This is a genomic window from Nocardiopsis sp. NPDC050513, assembly GCF_044457925.1.
Lineage (GTDB): Bacteria > Actinomycetota > Actinomycetes > Streptosporangiales > Streptosporangiaceae > Nocardiopsis.
On the sequence record NZ_JBITHK010000004.1, the window covers coordinates 328,649 to 352,756 of the forward strand.

Sequence of the window (24,108 nt, forward strand, 5' to 3'; positions counted from 1 at the left end):
GCGACACACGGGAAAAAGATTGTGCAAAACAATGTTGTGCACAATCAATCTCTGCTACGGTGGAGCCGTTCGATGGACGTGCCACCCACGTGAGGGGAGGGGAACCATGGCCGACACCGGCGGGGGCGACCCCCTCGCGCTGGACAACCAGCTGTGCTTCTCCCTGTACGCGGCCTCCCGCGCCCTGACCGGGCTGTACCGCGAGCTCCTGGACGACCTGGGGCTCACCTATCCGCAGTACCTGGTCATGCTCGTGCTCTGGGAGCGCGGGACGCTGAGCGTCAAGGAGCTGAGCCGGGCACTGCACCTGGACTCGGGCACGCTCTCCCCACTGCTGCGCCGCCTCGAGGGCGCCGGACTCCTCGTCAGGGAGCGCGGCGCCGCCGACGAACGCGTCGTCGAGGTCACGGCGACCGAGGAGGGCGCACGACTGCGCACACGGGCCCGGGACATCCCGGACCGCCTGCTGTGCGCCGTCGACCTGCCCGAGGACCGGGTGCGCGAGGTGAAGGGGATCCTCGACCGGATCACCCGGTCCGTGGAGACCGCCGCCAGCGGAAGGGCGCCCCGTACCCCGCGTGACTGAGCACGTCCACCGACACTTCCGTCACCTTCCGACCCCGCGTCGGAGCACAGAAAGGCAGTCATGGCAGTCGACATCCTGTACACCGCCAACGCCACCGTCACCGGTGAGGGCCGCGCCGGAAACGGCAAGACCGACGACGACCGCCTCAGCGTCGACCTGTCCGTGCCCAAGGGCCTGGGCGGCGACGACGGCCCCGGCACCAACCCCGAGCAGCTGTTCGCCGTGGGCTACGGCGCCTGCTTCCACGGCGCCCTGAAGAAGGTCGCCCGCGAGGCCAAGGCCGACGTCAACGGCTCCGTCATCGACTCCCAGGTCAGCCTGGGCAAGGCCGAGGACGGCTTCGCGCTCGTCGTCGACCTGACCGTCACCATCCCCGGCGCCGACCAGGCCGACGCCGAGAAGCTCGTCGAGGCCGCCCACCAGGTGTGCCCGTACTCCCGCGCGACCCGCGGCAACATCGACGTCAACCTCACCGTCAAGACGGCCTGAGGCACGCGCCCTCCGGAGCGCTGACACGCCGCCCACGACGCGGGGGCGGGGGACCCACGTCCCCCGCCCCCGCGTTCACGCGTGCCCGGACCGCCCGCTAGGCGGCGGCCTCCAGCAGCAACAGCCGGTCCAGGATGTCCTGGAGGGTCACCAGACCGATGAGACCCTCCTCCTCGACCAGCGACAGGTGGCTGCGGCTGTCCCGCATGATGCTCATCGCCGCGTACATCGGCGTGCTCGCGTGCAGCATGAGCACCGGTCGCATCAGGTCCGCCGCGGTCGTCCCGGGCGGGCAGGTCAGCGCCTCGCGCACGTGCAGCACACCCACCGGCTCGCCCTGCTCCATGACCACCAGGCGCAGGTGCGTGGAGGAGCGGGAGACCCGTTTGATCTCCTCCAGGTCCGCGTCCGGCGCCACCCACGCGATCTCCTCGCGCGGGGTGACGATCTCGCTCAGCGGACGGGAGTTGACCTCCAGCGCCGTGGCCAGCTGGTCGCGGCGCTCGGTGTCCAGCGCACCGGCCTTGACCGAGTGCTCCACCAGCTCGCGGACGTCGTCGGGGTTGTGCCCCGTGGACACCTCGTCCACCGCCTCGACGCCGATGCGGTGCAGACACCAGTTGGTCACCCCGTTGAGGAAGACCAGCATCGGGCGGGTGAACCACATGAACGCCCGCATCGGCACCGACAGCATCGTCGCCGACTTCTCCGGGTGCGAGATCGCCCAGGACTTGGGCGCCATCTCACCCACCACCAGGTGCAGGAAGGTCACGATGACCAGGGCCAGCACGAAGGAGAGCGTCGAGGCCACCGCGTGCGGCAGGCCGTGGAACAGCGGCTCCAGCAGGTGGTGCACGGCGGGCTTGGAGATCGCGCCCAGCGCCAGCGTGCACAGCGTGATCCCCAACTGGGAGCCCGCCAGCAGCAGGGACAGGTCCCGCGCGTTGCGCAGCGCCGCGCGTGCCGCCACGCTGTGGTCGGAAGCGGCCTCCAGCCGGTACCGGCGCGCGGCCACCAACGCGAACTCGATCGCCACGAAGAAGGCGCTCAGCGCGATGATCGCCGCGGTCAGGGCCAACGCGACCCACGGGTTCATGTCACTCATGCCCGCACCTCCCGGGACTCCTCGTCGGCCAGTTCGCGCAGCCGCAGCTCCACGGTGTGCGGAACGTGCCGCTGCACCGAGTTCACGGTCAGGGTCAGCGCGAAGTCGGGGTCCTCGTCGTGCGCGCTGGTCGGACGGGGCAGGGCGATGTCGACCTGGTCGCCGACCTCGGGCAGCCGGTGCAGCTCGTGGATGACCAGGCCGCCCACGGTCTCGTAGTCGCCCGCGGGCAGGTCGTGCCCGAGCAGACGCTCGGCCTCGTCCACGTGCAGGGCGCCGGGCACCATGTAGCTGCCCTCGCCCTCCAGGTGGGCGGGCGCCTCCTCGTCGGGGGAGTGCTCGTCGGCGATCTCGCCGATGAGCTCCTCGGCCAGGTCCTCGGTGGTGATCACCCCGGCCAGGCCGCCGTACTCGTCCACCACGCAGGCGAACTCCTCGCCCGCCTCCCGCAGTTGGTTGAGCACGCCCGGCAGCGCCAGCGACACCGGCACCATGACCGTCGGCCTGGCCACCTCGGTGACCTTGATGCTGTCCAGGTCGCGCTCGCCCAGGGCGAGGACGTCACGCAGGCAGATCACGCCGATGATGTCGTCCACGCCGTCCCCGAGGACCGGGAACCTCGAATGGTCGGAAGCCATCAGCTCCACGACCCGGCTCACCGGATCGCCCTCCTCCACGGTCGCCACCTCGGGACGCGGGATCATCGCGTGCCCCGCCGTGCGCTCGTGGAAGTCCAGGGTGCGGTCCAACAGGGTGAACAGCTCGGCCGGAAGGTCCCCCGTCTCGCGGGACTCCGCGATGATCCGCTCCAGGTCACGCGGCGTCGCCGCGTGCTGGACGTCCTCGACCGGAGTGATCCGCACCGCCTTGAGCAGCACGATCGCGGCCTGGTCGAACAACCAGATCACCGGACCGAAGACCCGCAGGTACACGTTGGTCGACAGGGCGAGCCAACGGGCGACCGGCTCCGGCTTGGCGATCGCGAGGTTCTTGGGGAACAGCTCGCCGAACACCATCTGCACCACGGTGGAGAACAGCAGTGCGATGACGGTGCCCACGGCCACGCCGGTTCCGGCGGGAACGCCCGCCACCCCCAGGAGCTCGCCGAGCCCCTGACCGATCATCGGCTCGGCCACGTAACCGACCAGCAGACCGGTCACGGTGATGCCCAGCTGGGCCCCGGAGAGCATGAACGAGGTGCGGTCGGTGACCTTCTTGACGCGCCTGGCGCCGAGGTCACCCGCCGCGGCCCGCGCCCGCACACGCGAGCGGTCCACGGCCATGTAGCCGAACTCCTGGGCGACGAAGTAGCCCGTCGCCGCGGTGATCACGAGGACCACCAGCATCCCGACGGCGATGCTGAGAACGGTGCTCATCGGGCACGCACCGCCCGGTTCCGCCGCACGGCGGGGTCTCTACGAAGGTGCGCGCCCCACGAAGAAGGAGGCTCGTCGGAGTCTGGGTCACAGCATCCACGCGGGATGCTGCCGGTACTTCGGGACGGGTCCACTGTTCCTCTCTCTGCGCCTTCGCGCGTTGGGTGTGATTGAAGTGGTCCTGGTGAAGTGAAAGACGATCGGGGCCGGGGAAAAGGTTCCCCGGTCAGCTCCCGACCGGGGCATCGGCCTCTCCGCCGAGGGACGCCCACTCGCGGCGCCGCGCCTCGGACAGGGCGATCGCGGTCGCCACGGCCACGTTGAGCGATCCGACCCGGCCGATCTGCGGGATGTAGGTCACCGCGTCCGCGCCGGACAGCAGCGCCGGGGAGCACCCGTGGTCCTCCGCCCCCACGGCCAGGCACACGTCCGGCTCCAGGGGAGCGGCGTGCAGCGGCACCGCGCCGCTGGCCAGCTCCACGGCGACCACCTTGTAGCCGTCACCGCGCGCCGCGGCCAGGGCCTCGCCGGTGGTGGCGAACCGGGTGTGCGGCACCTTGGCCGCCGTGCCCAGGGCGGTCTTGCCGACCTTGGGGTCATCGGGGTCCGCGCTGTTGCCCGTGAGCCACAGCCGGTCCACACCGAAGGTCGCGCACGTGCGCAGGATCGATCCCATGTTGAACGGCTGGGTGACGGATTCGACGAGAAGGGCGAGCCGCCCCTCGGTGCGCCTGCGCCACTGGCGGTTCAGGCGTTTGACGTCCGTGGGACGCAACTGCGTGCTCAACTGCGGTGTGTTCCTCAGCGGGTCTGCTCCGGGCTGTTCCCGGTGGTCCGGTGTTCGCAACAGGTTACCGTCCACCCGGGGCCACCGCACTCCTGGCCCCGGACACATCAGGCAAAATCGGCGTCCGGCCGCCGATCACGTGTTCTCGGACCGCCGCACGGCCAGGACGCGAAAGCCCGCGCGCGAGGCCACGCGCTCGGCGGGCAGTCCCTGGGCGTCCAGCCACCGCTGCAACGAGTCCGCGCCCAGGTGCTTCTGGACCACCAGGTGCGCCGCGCCCTCGGGCGTCAGCCGACCCAGCCACGTGCGCAGCATCGCGTGCAGCACCCCCTTGCCCACCCGGATCGGCGGGTTGGACCAGACCGCGTCGAAGGGACCGAGCAGCTCTTCGGCCACGGGCGCCTCCTCCGGCGCCCCCGCCTCCCTCTCCGCGGTCAGCCCGCCCTCGGGCGAGACCACCGCGAAACGCGCGTTGCCCAGACCGTGCTCGGCGGCGTTGCGCCGCGCCAGACCCACGGCCCGCGCGTTGACGTCCACACCCAGCACCCGCGCGCCCGGAGCCCGCGAGGCCATCGTCAGGGCGATCGGGCCGTACCCGCACCCCAGGTCCAGAAGCCGGCCCTCCGGCGGGGGCGGGGGCACCGTCTCCAGCAGCACGCGGGTTCCCAGGTCGACCTTGTCGGGGGAGAACACGCCCCGGTCGGTGCGCAGCCGCAGGTGCAGGTCGGGCAGGACCAGGTCCGCCGTCGAGGGGCGGCTGGCGGCGTCGGGGTCGGGATCGAAGTAGTGCTGGGCCACGCCGTGACGCTACCAGGGCCGCGACACTCCCACCGCCGGCGCAAAAACCTCGCATACCACCGGAAACGAAATCACCAAGGCCCCGGACCTGACGACGGAGGACGCAGAAGATGGAGATAGCCGAGGTTTGTGGGGGAAGCATGCGAGCACAGGTAGGTGACCGACTCGTAGTCGAGAGCCCGCGCGCCGACACCCATCGCCGGACCGGGGTCGTGACCGAGGTGCGCGGATCCAGGGGCGAACCGCCGTACCAGGTGCACTGGCTCGACACCGAAGAGGGCCACGACACCCTCGTGTATCCGGGACCGGACGCGCACATCGAGCACACGCCCGGCGCCACGGGCGAACAGGCGGAGGGGGCGAGCAGCATGCAGACGACGAAGCGCTGGGACCTGGACGTCGTCGTGTCGGAGGAGACCGAGGGTGAGACCGCCCGCACATGGGCCGAGGTGGGCCTGGTAGCCGACGACGGGACGGCGCTGAGGGGCCACGGCATGGCCCGTAAGCACCCGGCCGACATGGACGTCCCCGAGATCGGGGAGGAGCTCGCCGTCTCGCGTGCGCTGTCCGACCTCTCGCGCCAGCTCCGTCAGGTGGCGGCCGAGGACATCAACGAGAACACCGGCACCCCGTGGCGGCCCAGCTGAGCCGACCGCCAGGGCCGACGCCCGGGCCCCCGGCACCCCGCCGGGGGCCTTCGCGCGTGCTTCGGCCGGTTCCGGTCACGGCAGGCAACCCTCCGACGCCGCCGCAGGTCACCGGCCAGACCGGAAGTGGCCACCCTCACCACGGGCACACCGCACGGGTTGGTCACCTGGATCGGGCAGACTCGGAACGTCCCCACCGACCCAAGGAGACCCGTTGACCACCTCCTCCGGAGCCCAGGCCCGACCCGCCCGCGTGCTGGGCACCGTCGACGCGGTCGCCATCGGCGCGGGCGCGATGCTCGGCGCCGGGGTGTTCTCCGTCTTCGCGCCCGCGGTGGTGGGCGCCGGCGCCTGGCTCCCGGTCGCGATCCTCATCGCCGGGGCGGTCGCGTACTGCAACGCCGTCTCCTCGGCCCGGCTGGCGGCCCGCCACCCCCGGTCCGGCGGCGCCTACGTCTACGGACGCGAACGCCTGGGCGACCTGTGGGGGTACCTGGCGGGCTGGTCCTTCGTCGTGGGCAAGACCGCCTCCTGTGCGGCGATGGCGCTGACGTTCGCCGCCTACACGCTGCCCGGATGGGAGAAGCCAGTGGCGGTGGCCACCGTCGCGGCGGTCACGGCGCTGAACTACCGCGGCGTCCAGCGCTCCACGCTCGTGCTCAAGATCCTGGTCGCCCTGGTGCTGGCCGTCCTGCTCGCCGTGGTCGTGGCGATGGGGCTCAGCGGGCGCCTGCCCGCCGTCCTGGAGGTGGACGGGCTCGGGCCCTGGCCGGGCTCCTTCGGCGTGCTCGGCTCGGCCGGCATGATCTTCTTCGCCTTCGCGGGGTACGCCCGCGTGGCCACCCTGGGCGGCGAGGTCCGTGATCCGGCCACGACCATCCCCCGGGCGATCGCGCTCTCCCTGGGCGGGGTGCTGGCCCTGTACCTGGTCATCGGAACGGGTGTGCTCATCGTCCTGGGCCGCGAACGGCTCTCCCTGAGCACCGCCCCGCTGGTCGACGCCGTCCAGGTGGCCGGGTTCCCCGGCCTGGTCCCCCTCGTGGTGGCGGGCGCCGCCGTCGCCAGCCTGGGGGCACTGCTCTCCCTCGTGCTGGGAGTGTCGCGGACCACGGCCGCGATGGCGGCCGACGGCCACCTGCCCCGTCCCCTGTCCGCCGTCCACGAACGCTTCGGCGTGCCGCACCGCGCGGAGATCGCGGTCGGCGCCGTGGTCGCCGCCCTGGTCCTGCTGACCGACCTGCGCGGGGCGATCGCCTTCTCCGCCTTCGCCGTCCTCGTCTACTACGCCATCACCAACGCCTCGGCCCTGCGGCTGGGCCCGGACGAGAACCGGCCCCCGCTCCTGGTCCCGGTCGCGGGGCTGGCGGGCTGCGTCGTGCTGGCGTGCAGTCTGCCCCTGCCCGTCGGCGCGGCGGGTCTGGCGGTGCTGGCCGCAGGCGCGGGCCTGTGGTGGCTGCGCGATCAGCGGCGGTGAGGCGCGCGCCGGGGACGGCGCAGGAGGAACTCCAGACCCCGCCGGGCCGTCCTCGACAGCCTCAGACCGGCCAGCTCCTCGGGGGTGAACCAGGCGCAGTCGGCGGTCGAACCGGAGATCTCGGTCACGGTCGGCTCGGTCGGGGAGGCCACGTGCACGTGGGAGAACACCCACACGGCGTGGATCTCCGGTTCGCCGGGGCGCTCGCGGCGGTGGCTGGAGACGGCGATCAGCTCGCCGACGACGCCCTCCTGCCCGGTCTCCTCGAGCACCTCGCGCCGCAGCGCCCGGCGGACGTCCTCCCCGACGTCCACCCCGCCTCCGGGCAGATGCCAGGTGCCCGCACCGGGGAAGCCCTCGGCGATCAGGCTCAACAGCACACGCCCCGCGGGGTCGGTCACCATCCCGTAGGAGGCCATGCGGCTCAGCCGGGGACCCGGACCGGTGTGCTCCTCCTCGGACGCCAGCTGGGCCGCGCGCGGTCGCGGACCGCCGGTCGGGAGCACGGTGGGCCACTCACGGACGGCGTCGGGAACGGCGAAGACCACGCGGTCGATCTGCATGAGGCGGCCCGCCGGAGTGGACGCGGGCTCGGACACGACGTCGACCGCGACCAGGGGGGCGTCCTCGGGCAGACCGCCGAGCGTGCGGGCGACGGTCTCGGGGTCCTCCCCGAACAGCAGCCGCCGCCCGCTGATGGCCGGGCCGGTCGGCCCGTGGCGGACCAGGTGGACGGTGACGCGGCGCGCCGCGGCACCGCCGGGGGCGGAGGTCACAGCGCCCCCGTGGCCGCCGTGCTCGGCAGGCCCACGAGCTGGAGGAGTTCGTCGAGGCCGGAGATCGTGGTGACGCCCTCCAGCCGCTGACGGCCCTGGCGGTCGATCATGACCGGGCTCATGCGCGCGGCCACGGCGCCCACGCCGTCGGACTGGATCTGGTCGCCGACGTGCCAGCAGGCGCGCGGGTCCACGCCCAGGCGCTGGGCGGCGGCCTCGAAGATCCGGGGGTCGGGCTTGCCCGCGCCGACGGAGTCGGCGCACACGACGGTGTGGAAGTACGGGGTCAGTTCCAGGGCCTGCATCTTGGCGTGCTGGAGGGCCTCCACGCCGTTGGTGACCACCGCGAGGCGGTACCCGGCCGAGGCCAGGGCGTTGAGCGCGGGGAAGGTGTCGGGGAAGACCTGCCACCCGGAGCGGTGGGCGTCCAGGTAGAGGCGGTACAGCTCGTCGCAGTGCTGGTCGGCGATGTCGGCGTGGCCGGCCTGGACCGCCAGGGCGCGGATGCGCTGACGGCGCTGCTGCTCCAGGCTGAGTCCGCCGCGCAGGTAGGCGCCGAAGGAGATCTCCGTCTGCACGTCCCAGAGGGTGCGGGCGGCGGCGAAGTCCGGGTGTCCGAGCCGGTCCATGACCGCGCGCAGTCCGGTGGACGACGCGGCGTTGTCGTCGATGAGGGTGTCGTCCAGGTCGAAGCAGATCGCGGTGGGGGCCGCGGCGGGTATGTTCGGCATCGTTCCTCAACTGAATGGGCAGGACAAAACATGCCAACGCTAACCCGTGGACATGACAGAAAAGGTGTAAACCCCGCCTAAAGGGATGTGGCCAGAATCACTGTACGCGGTGTGGCCACCCGTCCCCCCTCAGGTCAGAGCCTTACGGAAGACGCTGGAACCACAGGAGTGACGTCACAGCGGTAGCCGTGCCGAGCAGAATCGCAATCAACACGAAACGCGTCACGATCTCCTCGTGGACCCACTCCGTGCCCAGCGAGGAACCGATGTCCTCGTACACCTCGTTCAGCTCGGTCTCGCTCTCGGCCTCGTAGTAGTGGCCCTCGGTGCCCTGCGCCAGCTCCATCAGCGCCTCGCGGTCGATGTCGGCCGGAACACGGTAGCCGTCGATCTCGATCATCGCCGCGCCGCTGCCGAACGCGATCGTCGACACCGGAACCCCCGCCTCGGCCGCCGCGGCCGAGGCCTCCTCGATCGCCCGGCCGCTGGTGTTCTCCCCGTCCGACAGGAGCACGATCGCCGACGGCGGCGGATCCTCCCGTGCCTCCTCGTCGAAGCCCCGGATCGCCTCCAGCGAGGCGAACACCCCCTCGCCGATCGCCGTGCCCGGGCCCAGCCGCAGGTTCTCGATCGACCCGATCACCGCCTGGTGGTCCTGCGTGGGGGAGGCGACCACCGTCGCCGCGGACGAGAAGGACACCAGACCCACGTTGAACCGGTCGGGAAGGGTCTCCACGAACCCCTGCGCCGACTCCTTGGCCGCGTTGAGCCGGTCGGGCTCGATGTCGGTGGCGGCCATCGACAGCGACACGTCCACCGCCACGATGATCGTCGCCCGTTCCCGGGGCGCCTCCACGGGCATCGCGGGCAGCGCCAGGGAGGAGACCAGCACCGCCAGCGTCGACATGAACAGCGCGGCGGGCACGTGACGGCGTGCGTCCATCCGCTTCGGCACCACCTGGTCGAGCAGGGCGAGGTTGGTGAACCGGGCCGCGTACCGGCGCCGCCGGGTCTGGGCGAACACGTAGGCGCCCACGAGGACCAGCAGGGTCAGCAGCCACCACAGCCGCTGCGGTTCGAGGAAGGTCATGTCACACCCTCCGCGCGTCGGCTCGGTGCCGCGGGACGCCCCCGCGCCGTCGCTGTCGCATCTTCTGCCCTTCCGTGGTCATCGGGGGGTCCCCGGGGTGTGGCGTGCCAGGTGGTGGGCGGTGCGCCGCTGGTGGATGACGAACCGCGCCGTGTCCAGGACCCAGTCGCGGTCGGTCCGCAGCACGAGGTGGTGCACCCCGCACCGCCTCAGCGCCGCGCGGATCGCCTCCCTCTGGGCGTGTGCGGCCTGACGGTACCGTTCGCTGACCGTCCGCGTCAGCCGCATCTGGCTGACGCGTCCGGTGCGCGGATCCCGCAGGGTCACGTTCCCGATCGGCGGCACCTCCAACTCCCGGGGGTCGATCACCTCGACCACCAGCACCTGGTGCCGGGAGGCCATCAGGCGCAGCGGCCGTTCCCAGGGGACCGGTTCACCGGTGACGGGGGTGTCGAGGAAGTCGGAGATGACCACGCGCAGGCCGCGCCGTCGGCGGGTGCGGAACAGGTCGGCGCACGCCTCGGCCAGTGTCGCCTGGTGGGGGGACGGGTGCTCCACGTCCCCGGTGGGGGCCGCCGCCACCGTGGCCAGCAACGACAGCAGGGCCTCCTTGCCGGACCGGGCGGGCCAGCGGCGGACCGTGCCCCGGTGCAGGAAGTGCGCGCCGAACCGGTCGCCGATCCGCTGGGTGAGCAGGTTGGCGGCGACCAGCGCGCCCACCGCCACCTCCCGTTTGGAGCGCAGGCCCGTGCCGAAGTCCATGCTCGGCGACAGGTCCAGCAGCGTCCAGCTCTCCAGCTCCCGGTCGGCGACCAGGTCGCGCACGTGCGGGGTGTCGGTGCGGGCGGTCACGGCCCAGTCCATGCGCCGCACGTCGTCCTCGCCGGGCCGGTACAGCCGCGCCTCGGCGGCCTCGGATCCCGGACCCAGCCGCAGTCCGAGGTGTTCGCCGTGCAGCAGGCCCTCCAACCGGTGCACGATGCGCAGGTCCAGGCGGCGCAGCGCGGCGCGCAGCCGCGGGTCGGTGCCGATGACCGGTTCGGACACGGCCCTCACCTCGGCGCGGCGAGGGAGGCGGACTCTCCGCTGGGCGGTTCGTCCCAGATCACCCGCGGCGCCAGCACCGTGGACAGGATGCGGTCGACGACCTGCTCGGGGGTGATCCCGTCGGCCAGGGCGTCGAAGGTCAGGACGAGGCGGTGGGCGATGACGTCGCGCGCCAGCACCCGCACGTCGTCGGGGAGCACGTAGTCGCGTCCGCGCAGGACGGCCAGGGCGCGGGCGGCGGCGACCAGTCCGAGGGTGGCGCGGGGGCTGGCGCCGACCTCCAGGGCGTTGCGCAGGTCCGGCATCTGGTGCTTCTCCGGCTCGCGGGTGGCCATGACCAGGCGCACGACGTAGTCCGCGATGAGCTGGTGGACGTGCACGCGCTCGGCGTCGGCCTGGAGCTCGCCGAGGGTGACCGGGTCGAGCACCTGGTGGGCGGTGGGCGGTGTGGTGCTCATGCGCCGCAGGATCTCCATCTCCTCGTGCGCGCGCGGGTGGCCGACGTTGACCTTCATCAGGAAGCGGTCGCGCTGCGCCTCGGGGAGGGGGTACACGCCCTCGGACTCCACGGGGTTCTGCGTCGCGATGACGATGAACGGGGAGGGCAGGGGGTAGGTGGTGCCGCCGAGCGAGACCTGCCGTTCGGCCATCACCTCCAGGAGCGCGGACTGCACCTTGGCGGGGGCCCGGTTGATCTCGTCGGCGAGGACGAAGTTGGCGAAGACCGGCCCGAGTTCGACGTCGAACTGCTCGGTGGAGGGGTGGTAGATGCGGGTGCCCACGATGTCGGAGGGCACCAGGTCGGGGGTGAACTGGATCCGGGCGAAGGAGCCGCCGGTGACCTTGGCCAGGGTGGACACGGCCAGGGTCTTGGCGATGCCGGGCACACCCTCGATCAGGCAGTGGCCCTTGGCGACCAGGGCGATGAGGGACCGCTCCACCATGCGTTCCTGGCCGACGATGACCGTGGACACCTCGTGGAGCGCCGCCCGCAGCAGCCTGGTGGGCTCTCCCGGGGCACTGTCCGGGCCCGGGGAGGGCGCGGCGCCGCTTCCGGGTGAGTTCTCTGACATCTTCCGCCTTCCCGACAGGACGCCCCCGCGGGCGGCGCCGAATAGGGTGTGGATCACCTGCCTGTGGCGACATTACCTGCTTCGGTCGGCGCGGTCGGGTACACGGCGTCGGGAGGCGTGCGGCGCCGTACCGCCGGAAGGGGGCGTGACATGGGGGTTCCCACCAAGGGCCTGCGCGAGGGCGATCCTCGCCAGTTGGGTGGGTTCCGGCTGGTCGGCAGGACGCGCGAGTCCGCGCTCGGCGTGGTCTACCTGGGGCGGGACGCCTCCGGGGCCGAGGCGAGCGTGGTGATGCTCAACTCCGCCGCCGGCGGCGACCACGAGGCTCGGGAGCGGTTCGCGCGGGCCGTCCACGACCGGGACGACGTCTTGGCGGCGCGGACGCGCGGCCGGTCGGCGTTGTGGGTGGCGCTTCCGGCCGGAGCCGACGGTGCGGGGGAGGTGCTGGAGCGGACCGCCCGGGGCGGCCCGGTCGCGGAGAACGGCCCCGTGGTCCAGCCGTACTGGGCGTGGGAGCGGCGCGGCTCGGTGGTGCGGTGGGCCCCCTGGCACGGCCGCCGGGACAGCGCGGTCGCGCCGGGGGAGGGGAGTTGGTGGATGGCGGCGGCCCTGGGGCTGGTCCTGGTGTTGCTGCTCCTCCTCGGGGCGGGCGTGATCTGGTGGATGTCGAGGTTTCCGCGTCCGGAGATCCCCGCGCCCGGGCAGCCGGTGGAGATCGAGCAGGAGGAGTCCGAACCGGCGGCGGAGCCCACCTCGGGGGAGGAGGGCAGCGAGGAGCCCGCGCCCCGGCCGGACGAGGAGCAGCCCGACATCCCCGCCCCGACCCCGGAGGGGGAGGGCGAGCTGGAGGGGGATCCGGAGGACAACCTCTGACGCGGGGGTGGGGGGTGCCGCTGGGTCGGCGCCCCCTCTGTCGGCCCATAGTGAAATCTACGCTGTAAAGGTGGCGGGGCTGGTTCCGCCACCCGAAAGACGACGAAATCGCGCGGCTACGCCGCACGCTCTCCCCACCACCCGCACCCGGGCGTGTCGGCGCCTTTCCTCTCGTGGCCTAGAACGTGTTCAGCGTTGCGTAAGACGCCTTGTGGGGCGGTTGTTGATAGATGGATTGGGGTGAGCGATCACGGGCCGCTGCGTGTCACTGAGCCGCGCGACCGTCCCGTGTCCGGACGGCGGGGCCGCGCCGATCCCTATGCTGGACCGCGTGCTGAAAAAGGTGATCGCGACGCGGTACGTGCTGCCGCTGCGCGAAGGAGGTTCGCTCCCCGGGCTGGTCGAGGCCGACGACCTGGGGATGTACGTGGTGAAGTTCGTCGGCGCGGGCCAGGGACGCAAGACGCTGGTCGCCGAGGTCGTCGCCGGCGAGCTCGGTCGGGCTCTGGGGCTGCCCGTCCCGGAGCTGGCGCTGGTGGAGATGGACCCGGTGATCGGTCGGGGCGAGCCCGATCCGGAGGTCCAGGAGCTGCTGCGGGCCAGCGGCGGGCTCAACCTGGGCATGGACTTCCTCCCGGGCTCCCTCGGCTTCGACCCGGTCACCTTCGACGTCGGCCCGGAGTTCGCCGGTCGGGTGCTGTGGTTCGACGCCCTGACCGGCAACGTCGACCGCTCGTGGCGCAATCCGAACATGCTGCTGTGGCACGGCCGCCCCTATCTCATCGACCACGGGGCGACGCTGATCTTCCACCACAACTGGGCCGGGGCCGCGCGGTACGTCACCCGCCCCTACGACGGCCACGACCATGTGCTCGCGTCGGCGGCGCCTGATCTGGCCGCCGCCGACGCGGAGCTGGCTCCGCGCGTGGACGAGGAGCTGCTGCGGGAGGTGGTGGACCTGGTGCCGGACGAGTGGTTGGCCGACGAGCCGGGGTTCGGCTCTCCGGGCGAGGTGCGGGACGCGTACGTGCGGCACCTGCTGGCCCGCGCGACGGATCGTTCCTGGCTGCCGGAGGTGGCGCGGTGAACGAGGTCAGGCGGTACAGCGAGGCGGTGACGACCGGTCGCGTGGGTGAGGAGCGCGATCGGGCGGTGTTCGAGTACGCCCTGGTGAGGGTGGTGCCGCGGTTGGAGCGGGGCGAGTGCGTCAACGCCGGGGTGGTCGTGTACTGCCAGGAACGGGCGTTTCTGGCGGCTCGGACGGCCCTCGACGAGCGGCGGCTGCTGGCGATGGACCCGCAGGTGGACGTGGCCGGTGTGCGTCGTGCGCTGGAGGCGTTCGAGGTGATGTGCGCCGGGGGCGCCGCGGCCGGTGCGGTGGGGCGTGAGCGGCCGGGGCAGAGGTTCCGGTGGTTGACGGCGCCGCGGAGCACGATCGTGCAGACGGGGCCGATCCACGGGGGGTTGACGGTGGATCCGGCGGCGGAGGTCGAGCGGCTGCTGGAGCGGTTGGTGCGCTGAGGCGGCGGAGTAGCCGACATCACAGGGTTCGGCCGGGTCGCGGGGGACACTTCCGTCGGTGCGCGGTGTTGGTATGGAGGTGGCCGACGCCCGGTGTTGCGCTGGGAGTGGGCCGTGCCGTTCCCTCCTCAGCCCCGTGTATTGGAGTGTCCGTGTCGTCTGCGCACGCCGCGTCCTCGCCCGCCGACACCGGTGGGTCCCCTACCTCCGGCAGGCCTCGTTCGCGTGGCTGGGTCGCGGGGTTGGTGCTGGTGTTGGGGGTGCTGACGGCCGTGGGGCCGTTGGCGACCGACATGTACCTCCCGGCGTTCCCTGAGATCACGCGTGAACTGGGGGCGACGGAGGGCCAGATCCAGCTGACCCTGACGGCGATCATGTTGGGGATCGCGGTCGGTCAGTTGGTGATCGGTCCGATGAGCGACGCGTGGGGGCGGCGTCGGCCGCTGCTCGTGGGCGTCGCGTTGTTCACGGTGACGTCGGTGCTGTGCGTGTTCGTGCCGGACGCGTCGACGTTCGCGGTGGTGCGGTTCGTGCAGGGTGTGGCCGGTGCGGCGGGTGCGGTGATCGCGCGTGCGGTGGTGCGGGACCTGTTCGCGGGTGATGACGCGGTGCGGTTCTTCTCGCGGTTGGCGCTGGTGATGATGTTGGCGCCGCTGCTGGCTCCGTTGGTGGGGGCTCAGCTGTTGCTGGTGGGTCCGTGGCAGTTGAGTTTCTGGGTGCTGGCCGGGGTGTCGGCGTTGAGCTTCGTGTTGGTGCTGGTGTGGTTGCCGGAGAGTCTGCCTGTCGCGGAGCGGCGTGCGCGGGGGCCTCGGGAGCTGTTGGCGACGGTGGGGCGGTTGTTGCGTGATCCGCGGTTCGTGGGTCCGGTGCTGACCGTGGGGTTGAGCTTCGGGATGTTGTTCACGTACGTGTCGTCGTTCTCGTTCGTGTCGCAGGAGGAGTTCGGCGCCTCGCCGCAGACCTACGCGTGGCTGTTCGCGGTGAACTCGTTGGCGATGATGGCGGGCACGCAGGTCAACGGGGTGTTGGTGGGTCGTGTGGAGACGCCGCGCCGGTTGGGGTTGGGCCTGGTGGTCGCGCTGTCGGCGGTGGTGGCCCTGGTGGTGGTCGCGTGGTCGGGTGTGGCTGGCCTGGGCTTGGTCGCGGGTTTGTTGGGGCTGATGATGTTCAGCGTCGGGTTCATCATGCCGAACGCGACCGTGAGGGCTTTGGACGGTCAGCCGGTGGCGGTCGCGGGGACGGCGTCGGCGTTGATGGGGGCGTTGCAGTTCGCGTTGGGCGGTGGTGTGGCCGCGTTGGCGGGGATGACGCCGTCGGGTGAGGCGTCGGTGCGGAGTATGGCCGTGGTGATGGTGGCGGCGGCTGGTCTGTCGTTCGCGGCGTTCGTGTGGTCGGCTCGCGCAAAGGTCCGATGACCCTGCATATGGGGCTTCTGCGCAGGGTTTTTACCAGATCGCTCCGGGTTGCCGTTGGGCGGGGAGTACGGGCACAGTAGGGCTTCTGTTCCCCTTTTGTGTGACGGGTCCCATGCCTGGGGTGGCCCGTCCTCCGACGTAGCAGGTGATGTGTGGGTATGGGCGAGGCGGGTGTCAGCCCGGGTGTGCGGGCGCGGGAGCTGTCGGGGCTGGGCGATCTGGTGTACGAGGCGGCCAACGCCGACGCCCACGCCGAGGTGTTCTCGGTGCCGACGCCGGAGGCGGGATGGGACCGGAGGACGGCGGGTGCCTTCGCCACGGATGTGACGGGGATCGCCAAGGGCCTGGTCGCGGCGGGTGTGTCCGAGGGTGACCGGGTGCTGGTGGTGGCGGGTACGCACCATGAATGGGCGAAGTTGGCGTTCGCGGTGTGGTCGGTGCGGGCCGTGCTGGTGCCGGTGTCGGCGTCGGCGTCGGTGGAGCGGGTGACGCATGTGGTGCGTGAGACGCGTCCGACGGCGGCGGTGGTCGAGGGCGGGCGGTTGTTGGCCGCGGTGGCGGCGGTGCAGCGGGAGCTGCCGGATCTGGGGCGGGTGTGGCCGCTGGAGGAGGGGCTGGCGGAGGTCGTCCGGCTGGGGCAGTACATGGACGCTTCGGCTGTGCGGTTCCGGCGGGACGCCACGATGCCGGAGGACGCGGCGGTGGTGCTGTATCCGATGAGCACGGTCTCGCGGCGGATGCGGGGTGTGGTGCTCTCGCACGGGGCTCTGCTGTCGGCGACGGCCGGTGTGGTGGATCGGATGTGGCCGCGGTTGTCGGAGTTGGGTCCGGGGCGGGCCAGTGCGTTGGTGGATCTGCCGTTGTCGGAGATCTCGGGGTTGGCGTCGTTGTTGGCGTGTGTGGTGGGCCGGGTGCGGGTGGGGTTGTCCGCGCCGGGTTCGTTGCCGGGGTTGGTGAAGTCGTTCCGTCCGACGGTGGTGGTGTGCTCGGCGGGGTTGTTGGAGCGTGCCTTCGAGGTGGAGCGGGTGCGGGCGCACTCGACGGGGTGGGACTCGTTGGGGACGTTCAACGCGGCGGCGGAGGCGGCGGTGCAGTTCGACCGGGCGCCGAAGAAGGGCGCGTGGCGGAAGTTGTCGCGGTCGATGTACGACTGGTCGTTCGCCAAGGTGCGGGAGCTGTTCGGCAACCGGGTGCATCTGGTGGTGTGCTGGGGTGGGGAGCTTTCCCAGCGTCTGGATCATTTCTACAACGGTGTGGGCCTGCAGGTGATGCAGGTGTTCGGTGTTCCGGAGACGGCGGGGGTGTTCGCGGCGAACGCCCAGGGGGACCGGTCTGCGGGGTCGGTGGGGCGTGCGCTGCCCGATCGTGAGGTGTGGGTGTCGCGGGAGGGCGAGATCCACGTGCGCGGCGGTGGTCTGTTCTCGGGGTACTGGGCTGATGGTGAGGCTTCGGGTTCGGCGATCCGTGAGGGTTGGTTGGCGACGGGTGTGGCCGGTGAGGCGGATCAGGGCGGGTTCGTGCGGGTGACCGGGCGGTTGCGGCCGCAGGCGGCGGTGGCGGAGGTGCCGGGTCGGTTCGTGGTGGCGCGGCGGGTGGCGTCGGGTCCGTCGGAGGGGGCGGTGGTGGGGGCTCCGGTGGTGCCGGTGGCCGATGGTCCGGAGGCGGTGGCCGCTGACGGGGCGGCGGTGGAGTCGGGTGGTGACGCGGGGCTGGTGGCGGAGTTCGAGGCTCGGTTGCGGGCGCATCCGTTGATCAGTCAGGTGTTGGTGATCGTGGAGGGGCGGCCGTTCGCGAGTGCGTTGGTGACGTTGGTGCGTGACCAGTTGGAGTACTGGCGGTTGGTGAACGGTCGGCCGTTGTCGATGGCGCCGGAGGAGATCGCGGGGGACCGGGATCTGTTGCGTGAGGTGCAGGGGTTGGTGTACGAGGCGAACCGGAGTGTGCCGCGGCATCTGGCGGTGCGGTCGTTCCATGTGTTGGCGGAGGAGTTCACGGTGCAGTCGGGTTTGGTGGCTCCGTCGGGTGAGCTGCGGCGTGAGGCTGTGCTGCGGGCGTTCTCGGAGGAGATCGACGGGTTGTACCGGGTGCGTCGCGACCAGCGGTAGGGCGTGGGGTTGGTTTCTGGTCGGTGAAGCCGCGGTCCTGTGGGGGCCGCGGCTTCGTCGTGTCCGCTTGCCGTCGGGCTGGCGTCTGCTCTGGCCTGGGGGCGGGGGTGTCCGGGCGGAGCCTGTGCGTCACCGGGGGTTGGCGCTTCGCGGGGCGGCCGACGCGGAGGGCGGTGCGTGCTGGCGGGTCTGCCCGGTTCCGGGGCCCTTGGTCGTCGGGGCGACGCGGGTCGGGCGCGCGGGGTGTTCAGGTCGGCGGCATCTTGGTGGAGGACAGGTAGGCGAGGACGGCGAGGACGCGGCGGCTGTCGTCGGCGGAGGGCGGGAGGTCGAGTTTGGTGAAGATGTTGTTGATGTGCTTGCTGACGGCTTTTTCGGTGATGTAGAGGCGGCCTGCGATGGCGGAGTTGGAGCGGCCTTCGGCCATTTCGGAGAGGACTTCGCGTTCGCGGGGGGTGAGTTGGGCGAGGGGGCCGCTCTGGTCCTGGCGGGCGAGGAGTTGGGAGATGACGGCGGGGTCCATGGCGGTTCCGCCGGCGGCGACGCGGCGGACGGCTTCGATGAACTGGCCGATGTCGAGGACGCGGTCCTTGAGGAGGTAGCCGACGGCGCCGGTGTCGTCGGAGAGGAGTTCGCGGGCGTAGAGCTGTTCGACGTGTTGGGACAGGACGAGGATGGGCAGGCCGGGGATCTGGGCTCGGGCGGCGAGGGCGGCCTGGAGGCCTTCGTCGGTGAAGGTGGGCGGGAGGCGGACGTCGACGACGGCGACGTCGGGTTTGTGTTCGGTGAGGGCGTTGTGGAGGTCGGGGCCGTTGTCGAGGGCGGCGACGACGGTGAAGTCGTGGGCCTGGAGGAGGCGGATCAGTCCGTCTCGGAGGAGGGCAAGGTCTTCGGCGATGACAACGCGCACGGGATCTCCAGGGTCACGATGGTGGGGCCGCCCGGTGGGCTGGTGATGTTCATCGTGCCATCGAATGCGTCGAGGCGGCGTTTGATGCCGGTGAGGCCGCTGCCGGGGGTGGCGGCGGCGCCGCCGGTGCCGTTGTCGGTGATGGTGATGACGAGTCGGTGGCGGCCGTGGTTGATGCGGATCCAGGCGTGGGTGGCGTTGGCGTGTTTGGCGGTGTTGGTGAGGAGTTCGACGATGGCGAAGTAGGCGGCGGATTCGACGGGGTCGGCGGGGCGGCCGGGGAGGTCGACGTCGACGGTGGTGGTGAGGGGGTGGGTGAGGGCGAGGGCGTGGACGGCGCCGTGGAGGCCGCGTTCGACGAGGACGGGTGGGTGGATGCCGCGGACGAGGTCGCGGAGTTCGGTGAGGGCCTGGCGGGTGGTTTCGCGGGCTTCTGTGAGCATGTCGCGGGCGGTGGTGGGGTCTTGGTCGATGATCTGTTCGGCCATGCCGAGGTTCATGCCTAGGGCGACGAGGCGGGCTTGGGCGCCGTCGTGGAGGTCGCGTTCGATGCGGCGGATTTCGGCGGCTTGGGTGTCGATGGTGTTGGCGCGGCTGGTGGCGAGGTGGGCGACTCGGGCGGTGAGGCGGGCTTTTTCGTTGGGGGCGAGGAGGAGTTGGTTGAAGGTGAGGTAGAGGTGGAGGGCTTTGGGGGCGGTGTAGAGGGCGAGGGCGGTGAGGAGGGCGCCGGTGAGGAGGGGGAGGAGGGTTTCGGTGGTGGTGTGGGGGGTGTAGAGGCCGTAGAGGGGTTTGTGGGGGTTGGTGATTGTGTGGGCGATTTGGTAGGTGCCGTGGAGGAGGAGGGCTGGGGGGATGGCGATGAGGAGGAGGTTGGCGACTCCGGCGGTGAGCCAGAGGATGTCTTTCCAGGTGGCGGGGTCGGTGAGGTGGGCGGTGGCGCGGCGGTTGATGCTGCCTGGGGGGATGGGGCGGTAGGCGGAGGGGACGGGTCCGTGGGGGAGGAGGTGGCCGAGGGTGCGGCGTTGGGCGTCGGCGAGGGCGCGCAGGAGGGTGGCGGTGAGGATGACGAAGGGGAGGCCGATCCAGAGGAGGGTGAGGACGGCGGTGGCGAGGATGATGGGGGTGAGGAGGAGGGCGGCGGTGTTTTGGGAGAGGAGGAGGAAGAGGTAGGCGAGGGTGGTGAGGGGGCCGGGTCGGTGGCTGCGGTGTGTGGTGGTCATGGGTGGTGGGTGGTGGGTGTCCTTGTGGGGTGTGGTGTGGGCGCGGGGTTATTCAATCGTGGTGGGGTGGGGGTGTGCACGCGTGGTTGCGGTGGGGCGGGCCGGTGCGGTGGTCGCCTCTCGGCGTGTGGCACAACGCGGCTCCTGTCCGCCCGGTGGGCGCGGTGTTCCGCGAAGGCTGTGGTTGGAGCCCGGGGGACACTTGCTACCGCACCGGCCCGCTGTGGGGTGAACGGGGTGTGGCCTGCGGGTATTCCCGGTGGGGTGGGGTGGGCGGGGTGGTTTCGGGGGTCGACTCGCCGTTGGCGATTTCCCGTGGGTTGCCACGACCTGTGATGATCGGGGGTGTGTGGCGTGAACTGATCCTGCAGATGTATCCCGAAGCCGATCTGAGTGGTCCGGCTGATGAGGTGACCCTGGCGGAGGTGGAGCGGCGGTTGATGCTGCCGTTGCCGTTCGAGTTGGCGTCGTTGTTGCGGGAGACCGACGGGGTGACCAACGAGTACGGGGATGCGGTGGTGTGGAGTGCGCGGCGTCTGGTCGAGGACAATCTGGCGATGCGTGTGGAGCCGGACTATCTGGAGCTGTACGCGCCGTTCGACGAGATGATCTTCTTCGGGGATTCGGACATGGGTCCGCAGTTCGCGTATGTGCATACGGACTATGGGCCGGGGATCGTGGTGTGGGATCACGAGTCGGATCGGCGGCGGTTGGTGGTGGTGTCGTTGCGGGACTACCTGGCGCGGTGTCTGATCCAGGGGAATTCGTGGTTTCGTTGAGGTGGTGGATACTGTGCGTGGTTGACCAGCCGTTTTGTGCTATTTTTCGGGTGTTGGGGTGGTGTTGTGCCACCTGTTGTCTCCCCGAGCACGTTGTGAGAGTAGGACCATGTCGGAGCAGTCGACGCCCGCGCAGGTGGCCGCCGTCGTCCAGGGGCGGGAGGTGGCGGACTTTCCGGCGTTGGCCCCGGAGGCGGGGCGTGGCCGGGTGTTGCGGGTGACCGTGACGGGTGAGGACGTGTTGCACCGGCCCGGTGCGGACGTGCCCGAGGAGATGCTGGGCGGGGCGGAGCTGGGTCGGCTGGTCGACGACATGTTCCGGACGATGTACGCGGCCGAGGGTGTGGGGTTGGCGGGTAGCCAGGTCGGGGTGGACTGGCGGGTGTTCGTGTATGACTGCCCGGATGACGATGGTGTGCGGCATGTGGGGCATGTGGTGAACCCGGTGCTGGAGGAGCGTGATCTGGGCGACGCGGTCGTGGTGGAGAGCGAGGGGTGTCTGTCGGTGCCGGGTCCGCACGCGGATCTGGGGCGGGCCGAGCACGCGACGGTGCGGGGTGTGGACCGGGACGGTCGGCCGGTGGTGGTCAGCGGCAGTGGGTACTTCGCGCGGTGTCTGCAGCACGAGACGGATCACACGTTGGGGCGGTTGTATGTGGACCGGTTGTCCAAGCGTGAGCGCAAGCGTGTGTTGAAGAAGATGAACGAGATGTCGGCCAGTGTGTTCGAGCGGCGTGCGGAGCGGGCCGCGGAGTTGGAGCGTGAGCTGGCGGGCTGATCGTTCGCGGGTGTGTGCGGGGGCGCCTCCGGTGGTGGGCCGGGGCGCCCCCGTTCGTTGTGTTCAGCGCTCGTGGTCGGCGCGGACGATGCAGAATTCGTTGCCTTCGGGGTCGGCGAGGACGGTCCAGCCGGTGCCGTCGGGTGTGCGTTGGTCGTCGATGAGGGTGGCGCCGAGGTCGATGAGGCGTTGGGTCTCCTGGTCGCGGGTGCTGTCTGGGCCGGGGCTCAGGTCGAGGTGGAGGCGGTTCTTGGTGGTCTTGGGTTCGGGGACGCGGAGGAAGAGCAGGGGTGGGCCCTGGGGGCGGTGGATGAGGGCTTCGGAGGCGCCGGGTGTGTCGTCGGGGTGCAGGGGGTGGCCCAGGACGTGGGACCAGAAGGTGGCGAGGGTGTGGGGGTCGGCGCAGTCGACGGTGATGGCGCTGATGTCGAGTTTCATCGGGGTCCTCGGTGTGTGGGTGTGTGGCCTGGGTCATTGTCGTGGGGTGGTGCGGGGGTGGGCAAGGGTATTTCGGGTGGTGGCGGGTGTGGTTGGGGGTGGGGTCCGGGTGGGTGCCATTGACGGGTTCGGTGGTCCGGTGTGGGGTGTGGGAGGGCTCCACTGGGTTGTTTTGGCCCTGTTTGTGGCCTGGTTCGGGTGGTCTGTGGCCTTGTTGTGATCGGTGGGGGCGGTAGATTGCGCGGCATGGACATCGGGCAGGACCAGGGGGACCTGGAGCAGCGGGTGGTCATTTACACCGACGGGGCGTGCAGCGGCAACCCCGGCCCGGGCGGGTGGGGTGTGTGGCTGCGCTACGGCGGGCACGAGAAGGAGTTGTACGGGGGCGAGGAGAGCACGACCAACAATCGGATGGAGCTGATGGCGGCCATCCGGGCGTTGGAGAGCCTGAAGCGGCCGTTGCCGGTGGTGGTGCACACCGACTCCAGTTACGTGCGCAACGGGATCACGTCGTGGTTGGCGAACTGGAAGCGGCGCGGGTGGCGCACGGCGGACCGGAAGCCCGTGAAGAACGTGGACCTGTGGCAGCGGTTGGACGAGGTGGCCTCGCGCTACGAGGTGGAGTGGCGGTGGGTGCGCGGCCACAGCGGTGACGAGGGAAACGAGCGGGCGGACGCGTTGGCGCGGCGTGGTCGGGACGAGGCCGCGGGCGTGTAGGCGCGGTGCGGGTGGCGGCGATCCGGTGGGGTCGCCGCCATCGGTGTGTTCGGGGTGTGCGCCGCGGTGCGGTCCGCCGGATCGGGTGAGGGCGTGCTCAGTCCTGGGGGGCGGTTTCGTCCTTGAGGGCGTCGACGAGGAGGCGGCGGGCTCCGGAGCCGGTGCTGGACAGGACGTCCTCGGGGTTGGACAGGGTGCACGAGCTCAGGGACAGGCAGCCGCAGCCGATGCAGTTGGTCAGGTCGTCGCGCAGCCGGGTGAGTTGGTCGATGCGGGTGTCGAGTTCGCCGCGCCACTGTTGGGACACGCGTGCCCAGTCCGCGGGGGTGGGGGTGCGGTTGTCGGGCAGGGAGTCCAGGGCCTGGCGGATGCGGGCCAGGGGGATGCCGACGCGTTGGGAGATGCGGATGAAGGAGACGCGGCGCAGGGTGTCGCGCCGGTAGCGGCGTTGGTTGCCGGCGGTGCGTCGGCTGTGGATGAGGCCTTGGCGCTCGTAGAAGTGCAGGGCGGAGACGGCGACTCCGGCGCGTTCGGCGACCTGTCCGACGGTGAGTTCCTTGGCGATGGGTGGCACGTGCCCAGTCTAGGTGGGGTCGGTGGTGCGGTGGGGGCCGCGGAGTGCGTAGAGGCGGGCGTAGGCGCCGCCGCGTGCCAGGAGTTGGTGGTGGGTGCCGGTTTCGGTGACGCGGCCGTGGTGCAGGAGCAGGATGCGGTCGGCGGTGCGGGTGGGGTGGCCGGTGAGGTGGATGAGGGCGGTGGGGGGCGGGGGTGTGGGTGGTGTGGGTCCGGTGTGGATGAGGAGGCGGGCGTTGGCGGGGTGGGGTTCGGTGGTCAGGTGGGCGGGGGTGTGGGTGGTGATGTGGCCGTGGGTGGGGGTGGTGTGGCCGGTGAGTAGGTGGGTGAGGGCGTTGGTGGCGGTGGGGGACAGGCCGATGAGGGCGATGTGTTCGCCGGGGCGGACGGTGAGGTCGAGGTGGGTCAGCAGTGGGGTGTGGCCGTGGGTGAGGGACACGTCGTGGAGCTCGACGAGGGGTGGGTGGGGTGTGGTGGCGGGGGCGGGTGTGGCGTGGAGGTGGCCGCGGTCGGAGAGCCTCACGGGTGTCCGTTCGTAGGGGTGGTCGTCTGGTGCGTGGGATCGCCGTGGGCGTGTGAGAGTTCTGGCGGGGTGTTCGTGTCCTTGGTCTCGGTGGGTGTGGGGGTTGTGGCTGGTGGGGCTGGTGTGGCGCGGGTTTGTTGTCAGGACGTTAGCCGACGGGCGGGGTGGAGTGGGTGGCCGGGCCCGCTGACCGGGTGCGGAGGCGTGCGGCGTGGGTGTCGTGTGTGGGTGCGGGGCACGTGTTCGGGCGGGGTGTTCCCGAGGAGTCGTTGGCGGC

Annotated in this window: 26 protein-coding genes; 12 read left to right on the top strand and 14 right to left on the bottom strand. The window is 71.2% G+C overall.

Annotated features, from left to right (window positions below; all coding sequences use genetic code 11):
* Positions 1-106 precede the first annotated feature (106 nt).
* Both ACIBFB_RS09380 and ACIBFB_RS09385 read left to right on the top strand, forming a co-directional pair.
* On the top strand, positions 107-586 hold the full coding sequence (locus ACIBFB_RS09380; RefSeq protein WP_397228083.1) for a MarR family winged helix-turn-helix transcriptional regulator: 480 nt from the start codon (positions 107-109) through the stop codon (positions 584-586).
* Between the two features lie 60 nt (positions 587-646).
* Positions 647-1,075, top strand: a complete 429-nt coding sequence (locus ACIBFB_RS09385; protein WP_397228085.1) for an organic hydroperoxide resistance protein — start codon at positions 647-649, stop codon at positions 1,073-1,075.
* 97 nt (positions 1,076-1,172) lie between these two features.
* On the opposite strand, the gene ACIBFB_RS09390 is transcribed toward ACIBFB_RS09385, so the two are convergent.
* From ACIBFB_RS09390 to ACIBFB_RS09405, 4 genes are all read right to left on the bottom strand, one after another.
* Entirely contained in the window at positions 1,173-2,180 is a 1,008-nt protein-coding gene (locus ACIBFB_RS09390) for a hemolysin family protein (protein WP_397228087.1), read from the bottom strand.
* Entirely contained in the window at positions 2,177-3,556 is a 1,380-nt protein-coding gene (locus ACIBFB_RS09395) for a hemolysin family protein (RefSeq protein WP_397228090.1), read from the bottom strand. The genes ACIBFB_RS09390 and ACIBFB_RS09395 overlap by 4 nt, the downstream gene beginning before the upstream one ends.
* Before the next feature lie 226 nt (positions 3,557-3,782).
* Complete coding sequence (locus ACIBFB_RS09400) at positions 3,783-4,343, bottom strand: TrmH family RNA methyltransferase (RefSeq protein WP_397228092.1); 561 nt, start codon at positions 4,341-4,343, stop codon at positions 3,783-3,785.
* A 135-nt stretch (positions 4,344-4,478) separates the two neighbouring features.
* Positions 4,479-5,141, bottom strand: coding sequence for a class I SAM-dependent methyltransferase (locus ACIBFB_RS09405; RefSeq protein ID WP_397228094.1), 663 nt, complete (start codon positions 5,139-5,141; stop codon positions 4,479-4,481).
* Between the two features lie 140 nt (positions 5,142-5,281).
* Between ACIBFB_RS09405 and ACIBFB_RS09410 the strand changes: the two genes are divergently transcribed.
* Positions 5,282-5,788, top strand: coding sequence for a dsRBD fold-containing protein (locus tag ACIBFB_RS09410; RefSeq protein WP_397228096.1), 507 nt, complete (start codon positions 5,282-5,284; stop codon positions 5,786-5,788).
* 214 nt (positions 5,789-6,002) lie between these two features.
* Complete coding sequence (locus tag ACIBFB_RS09415) at positions 6,003-7,262, top strand: APC family permease (protein WP_397228098.1); 1,260 nt, start codon at positions 6,003-6,005, stop codon at positions 7,260-7,262.
* Here the strand turns inward: ACIBFB_RS09415 and ACIBFB_RS09420 are convergent.
* The 5 genes from ACIBFB_RS09420 to ACIBFB_RS09440 form a co-directional block, all read right to left on the bottom strand.
* Positions 7,250-8,038: an NUDIX domain-containing protein gene (locus ACIBFB_RS09420; protein WP_397228100.1), complete on the bottom strand. Its 789-nt coding sequence runs from the start codon at positions 8,036-8,038 to the stop codon at positions 7,250-7,252. The two genes, ACIBFB_RS09415 and ACIBFB_RS09420, sit on opposite strands and share 13 nt — an antisense overlap.
* The gene (locus tag ACIBFB_RS09425) at positions 8,035-8,769 is read right to left on the bottom strand and encodes an HAD family hydrolase (protein WP_397228102.1); all 735 of its coding nucleotides are present in this window, start codon (positions 8,767-8,769) and stop codon (positions 8,035-8,037) included. The genes ACIBFB_RS09420 and ACIBFB_RS09425 overlap by 4 nt, the downstream gene beginning before the upstream one ends.
* Positions 8,770-8,911: 142 nt before the next feature.
* Positions 8,912-9,859, bottom strand: a complete 948-nt coding sequence (locus tag ACIBFB_RS09430) for a VWA domain-containing protein (RefSeq protein WP_397228104.1) — start codon at positions 9,857-9,859, stop codon at positions 8,912-8,914.
* A gap of 78 nt (positions 9,860-9,937) precedes the next feature.
* The gene (locus ACIBFB_RS09435) at positions 9,938-10,906 is read right to left on the bottom strand and encodes a DUF58 domain-containing protein (protein WP_397228106.1); all 969 of its coding nucleotides are present in this window, start codon (positions 10,904-10,906) and stop codon (positions 9,938-9,940) included.
* Between the two features lie 5 nt (positions 10,907-10,911).
* Positions 10,912-11,979, bottom strand: coding sequence for an AAA family ATPase (locus ACIBFB_RS09440; RefSeq protein WP_397228108.1), 1,068 nt, complete (start codon positions 11,977-11,979; stop codon positions 10,912-10,914).
* A gap of 150 nt (positions 11,980-12,129) precedes the next feature.
* Between ACIBFB_RS09440 and ACIBFB_RS09445 the strand changes: the two genes are divergently transcribed.
* From ACIBFB_RS09445 to ACIBFB_RS09465, 5 genes are all read left to right on the top strand, one after another.
* On the top strand, positions 12,130-12,852 hold the full coding sequence (locus ACIBFB_RS09445) for a hypothetical protein (RefSeq protein WP_397228110.1): 723 nt from the start codon (positions 12,130-12,132) through the stop codon (positions 12,850-12,852).
* A gap of 319 nt (positions 12,853-13,171) precedes the next feature.
* Positions 13,172-13,939 (top strand): HipA family kinase, encoded by a 768-nt coding sequence (locus tag ACIBFB_RS09450; RefSeq protein ID WP_397228112.1) that lies wholly within the window; start codon positions 13,172-13,174, stop codon positions 13,937-13,939.
* Positions 13,936-14,373, top strand: coding sequence for a DUF3037 domain-containing protein (locus ACIBFB_RS09455; protein ID WP_397228114.1), 438 nt, complete (start codon positions 13,936-13,938; stop codon positions 14,371-14,373). Before ACIBFB_RS09450 ends, ACIBFB_RS09455 begins: the two co-directional genes overlap by 4 nt.
* 245 nt (positions 14,374-14,618) lie before the next feature.
* Positions 14,619-15,788, top strand: a complete 1,170-nt coding sequence (locus tag ACIBFB_RS09460; RefSeq protein WP_397228447.1) for a multidrug effflux MFS transporter — start codon at positions 14,619-14,621, stop codon at positions 15,786-15,788.
* A gap of 158 nt (positions 15,789-15,946) precedes the next feature.
* The gene (locus ACIBFB_RS09465; RefSeq protein WP_397228116.1) at positions 15,947-17,893 is read left to right on the top strand and encodes an AMP-binding protein; all 1,947 of its coding nucleotides are present in this window, start codon (positions 15,947-15,949) and stop codon (positions 17,891-17,893) included.
* Positions 17,894-18,140: 247 nt separating this feature from the next.
* On the opposite strand, the gene ACIBFB_RS09470 is transcribed toward ACIBFB_RS09465, so the two are convergent.
* Both ACIBFB_RS09470 and ACIBFB_RS09475 read right to left on the bottom strand, forming a co-directional pair.
* A complete protein-coding gene (locus ACIBFB_RS09470) occupies positions 18,141-18,803 on the bottom strand; it encodes a response regulator (RefSeq protein WP_397228118.1) in 663 nt (220 codons plus the stop codon).
* Complete coding sequence (locus ACIBFB_RS09475) at positions 18,755-20,023, bottom strand: histidine kinase (RefSeq protein WP_397228120.1); 1,269 nt, start codon at positions 20,021-20,023, stop codon at positions 18,755-18,757. Before ACIBFB_RS09475 ends, ACIBFB_RS09470 begins: the two co-directional genes overlap by 49 nt.
* Positions 20,024-20,358: 335 nt before the next feature.
* On the opposite strand from ACIBFB_RS09475, the gene ACIBFB_RS09480 reads away from it, so the two are divergent.
* Together ACIBFB_RS09480 and def are read left to right on the top strand one after the other, a co-directional pair.
* Complete coding sequence (locus tag ACIBFB_RS09480) at positions 20,359-20,802, top strand: SMI1/KNR4 family protein (RefSeq protein ID WP_358564603.1); 444 nt, start codon at positions 20,359-20,361, stop codon at positions 20,800-20,802.
* 109 nt (positions 20,803-20,911) lie between these two features.
* Positions 20,912-21,580, top strand: a complete 669-nt coding sequence (gene def, locus ACIBFB_RS09485; protein ID WP_397228122.1) for a peptide deformylase — start codon at positions 20,912-20,914, stop codon at positions 21,578-21,580.
* Positions 21,581-21,643: 63 nt separating this feature from the next.
* Here def and ACIBFB_RS09490 read toward each other — a convergent pair whose 3' ends face one another.
* On the bottom strand, positions 21,644-22,018 hold the full coding sequence (locus ACIBFB_RS09490) for a VOC family protein (protein WP_397228124.1): 375 nt from the start codon (positions 22,016-22,018) through the stop codon (positions 21,644-21,646).
* Between the two features lie 246 nt (positions 22,019-22,264).
* On the opposite strand from ACIBFB_RS09490, the gene rnhA reads away from it, so the two are divergent.
* On the top strand, positions 22,265-22,735 hold the full coding sequence (gene rnhA / locus ACIBFB_RS09495) for a ribonuclease HI (RefSeq protein WP_397228126.1): 471 nt from the start codon (positions 22,265-22,267) through the stop codon (positions 22,733-22,735).
* A 97-nt stretch (positions 22,736-22,832) separates the two neighbouring features.
* Here rnhA and soxR read toward each other — a convergent pair whose 3' ends face one another.
* Complete coding sequence (gene soxR / locus ACIBFB_RS09500) at positions 22,833-23,309, bottom strand: redox-sensitive transcriptional activator SoxR (protein ID WP_397228127.1); 477 nt, start codon at positions 23,307-23,309, stop codon at positions 22,833-22,835.
* Between the two features lie 9 nt (positions 23,310-23,318).
* Positions 23,319-23,831, bottom strand: coding sequence for an ABC transporter ATP-binding protein (locus ACIBFB_RS09505; RefSeq protein WP_397228129.1), 513 nt, complete (start codon positions 23,829-23,831; stop codon positions 23,319-23,321).
* Positions 23,832-24,108: the final 277 nt, after the last annotated feature.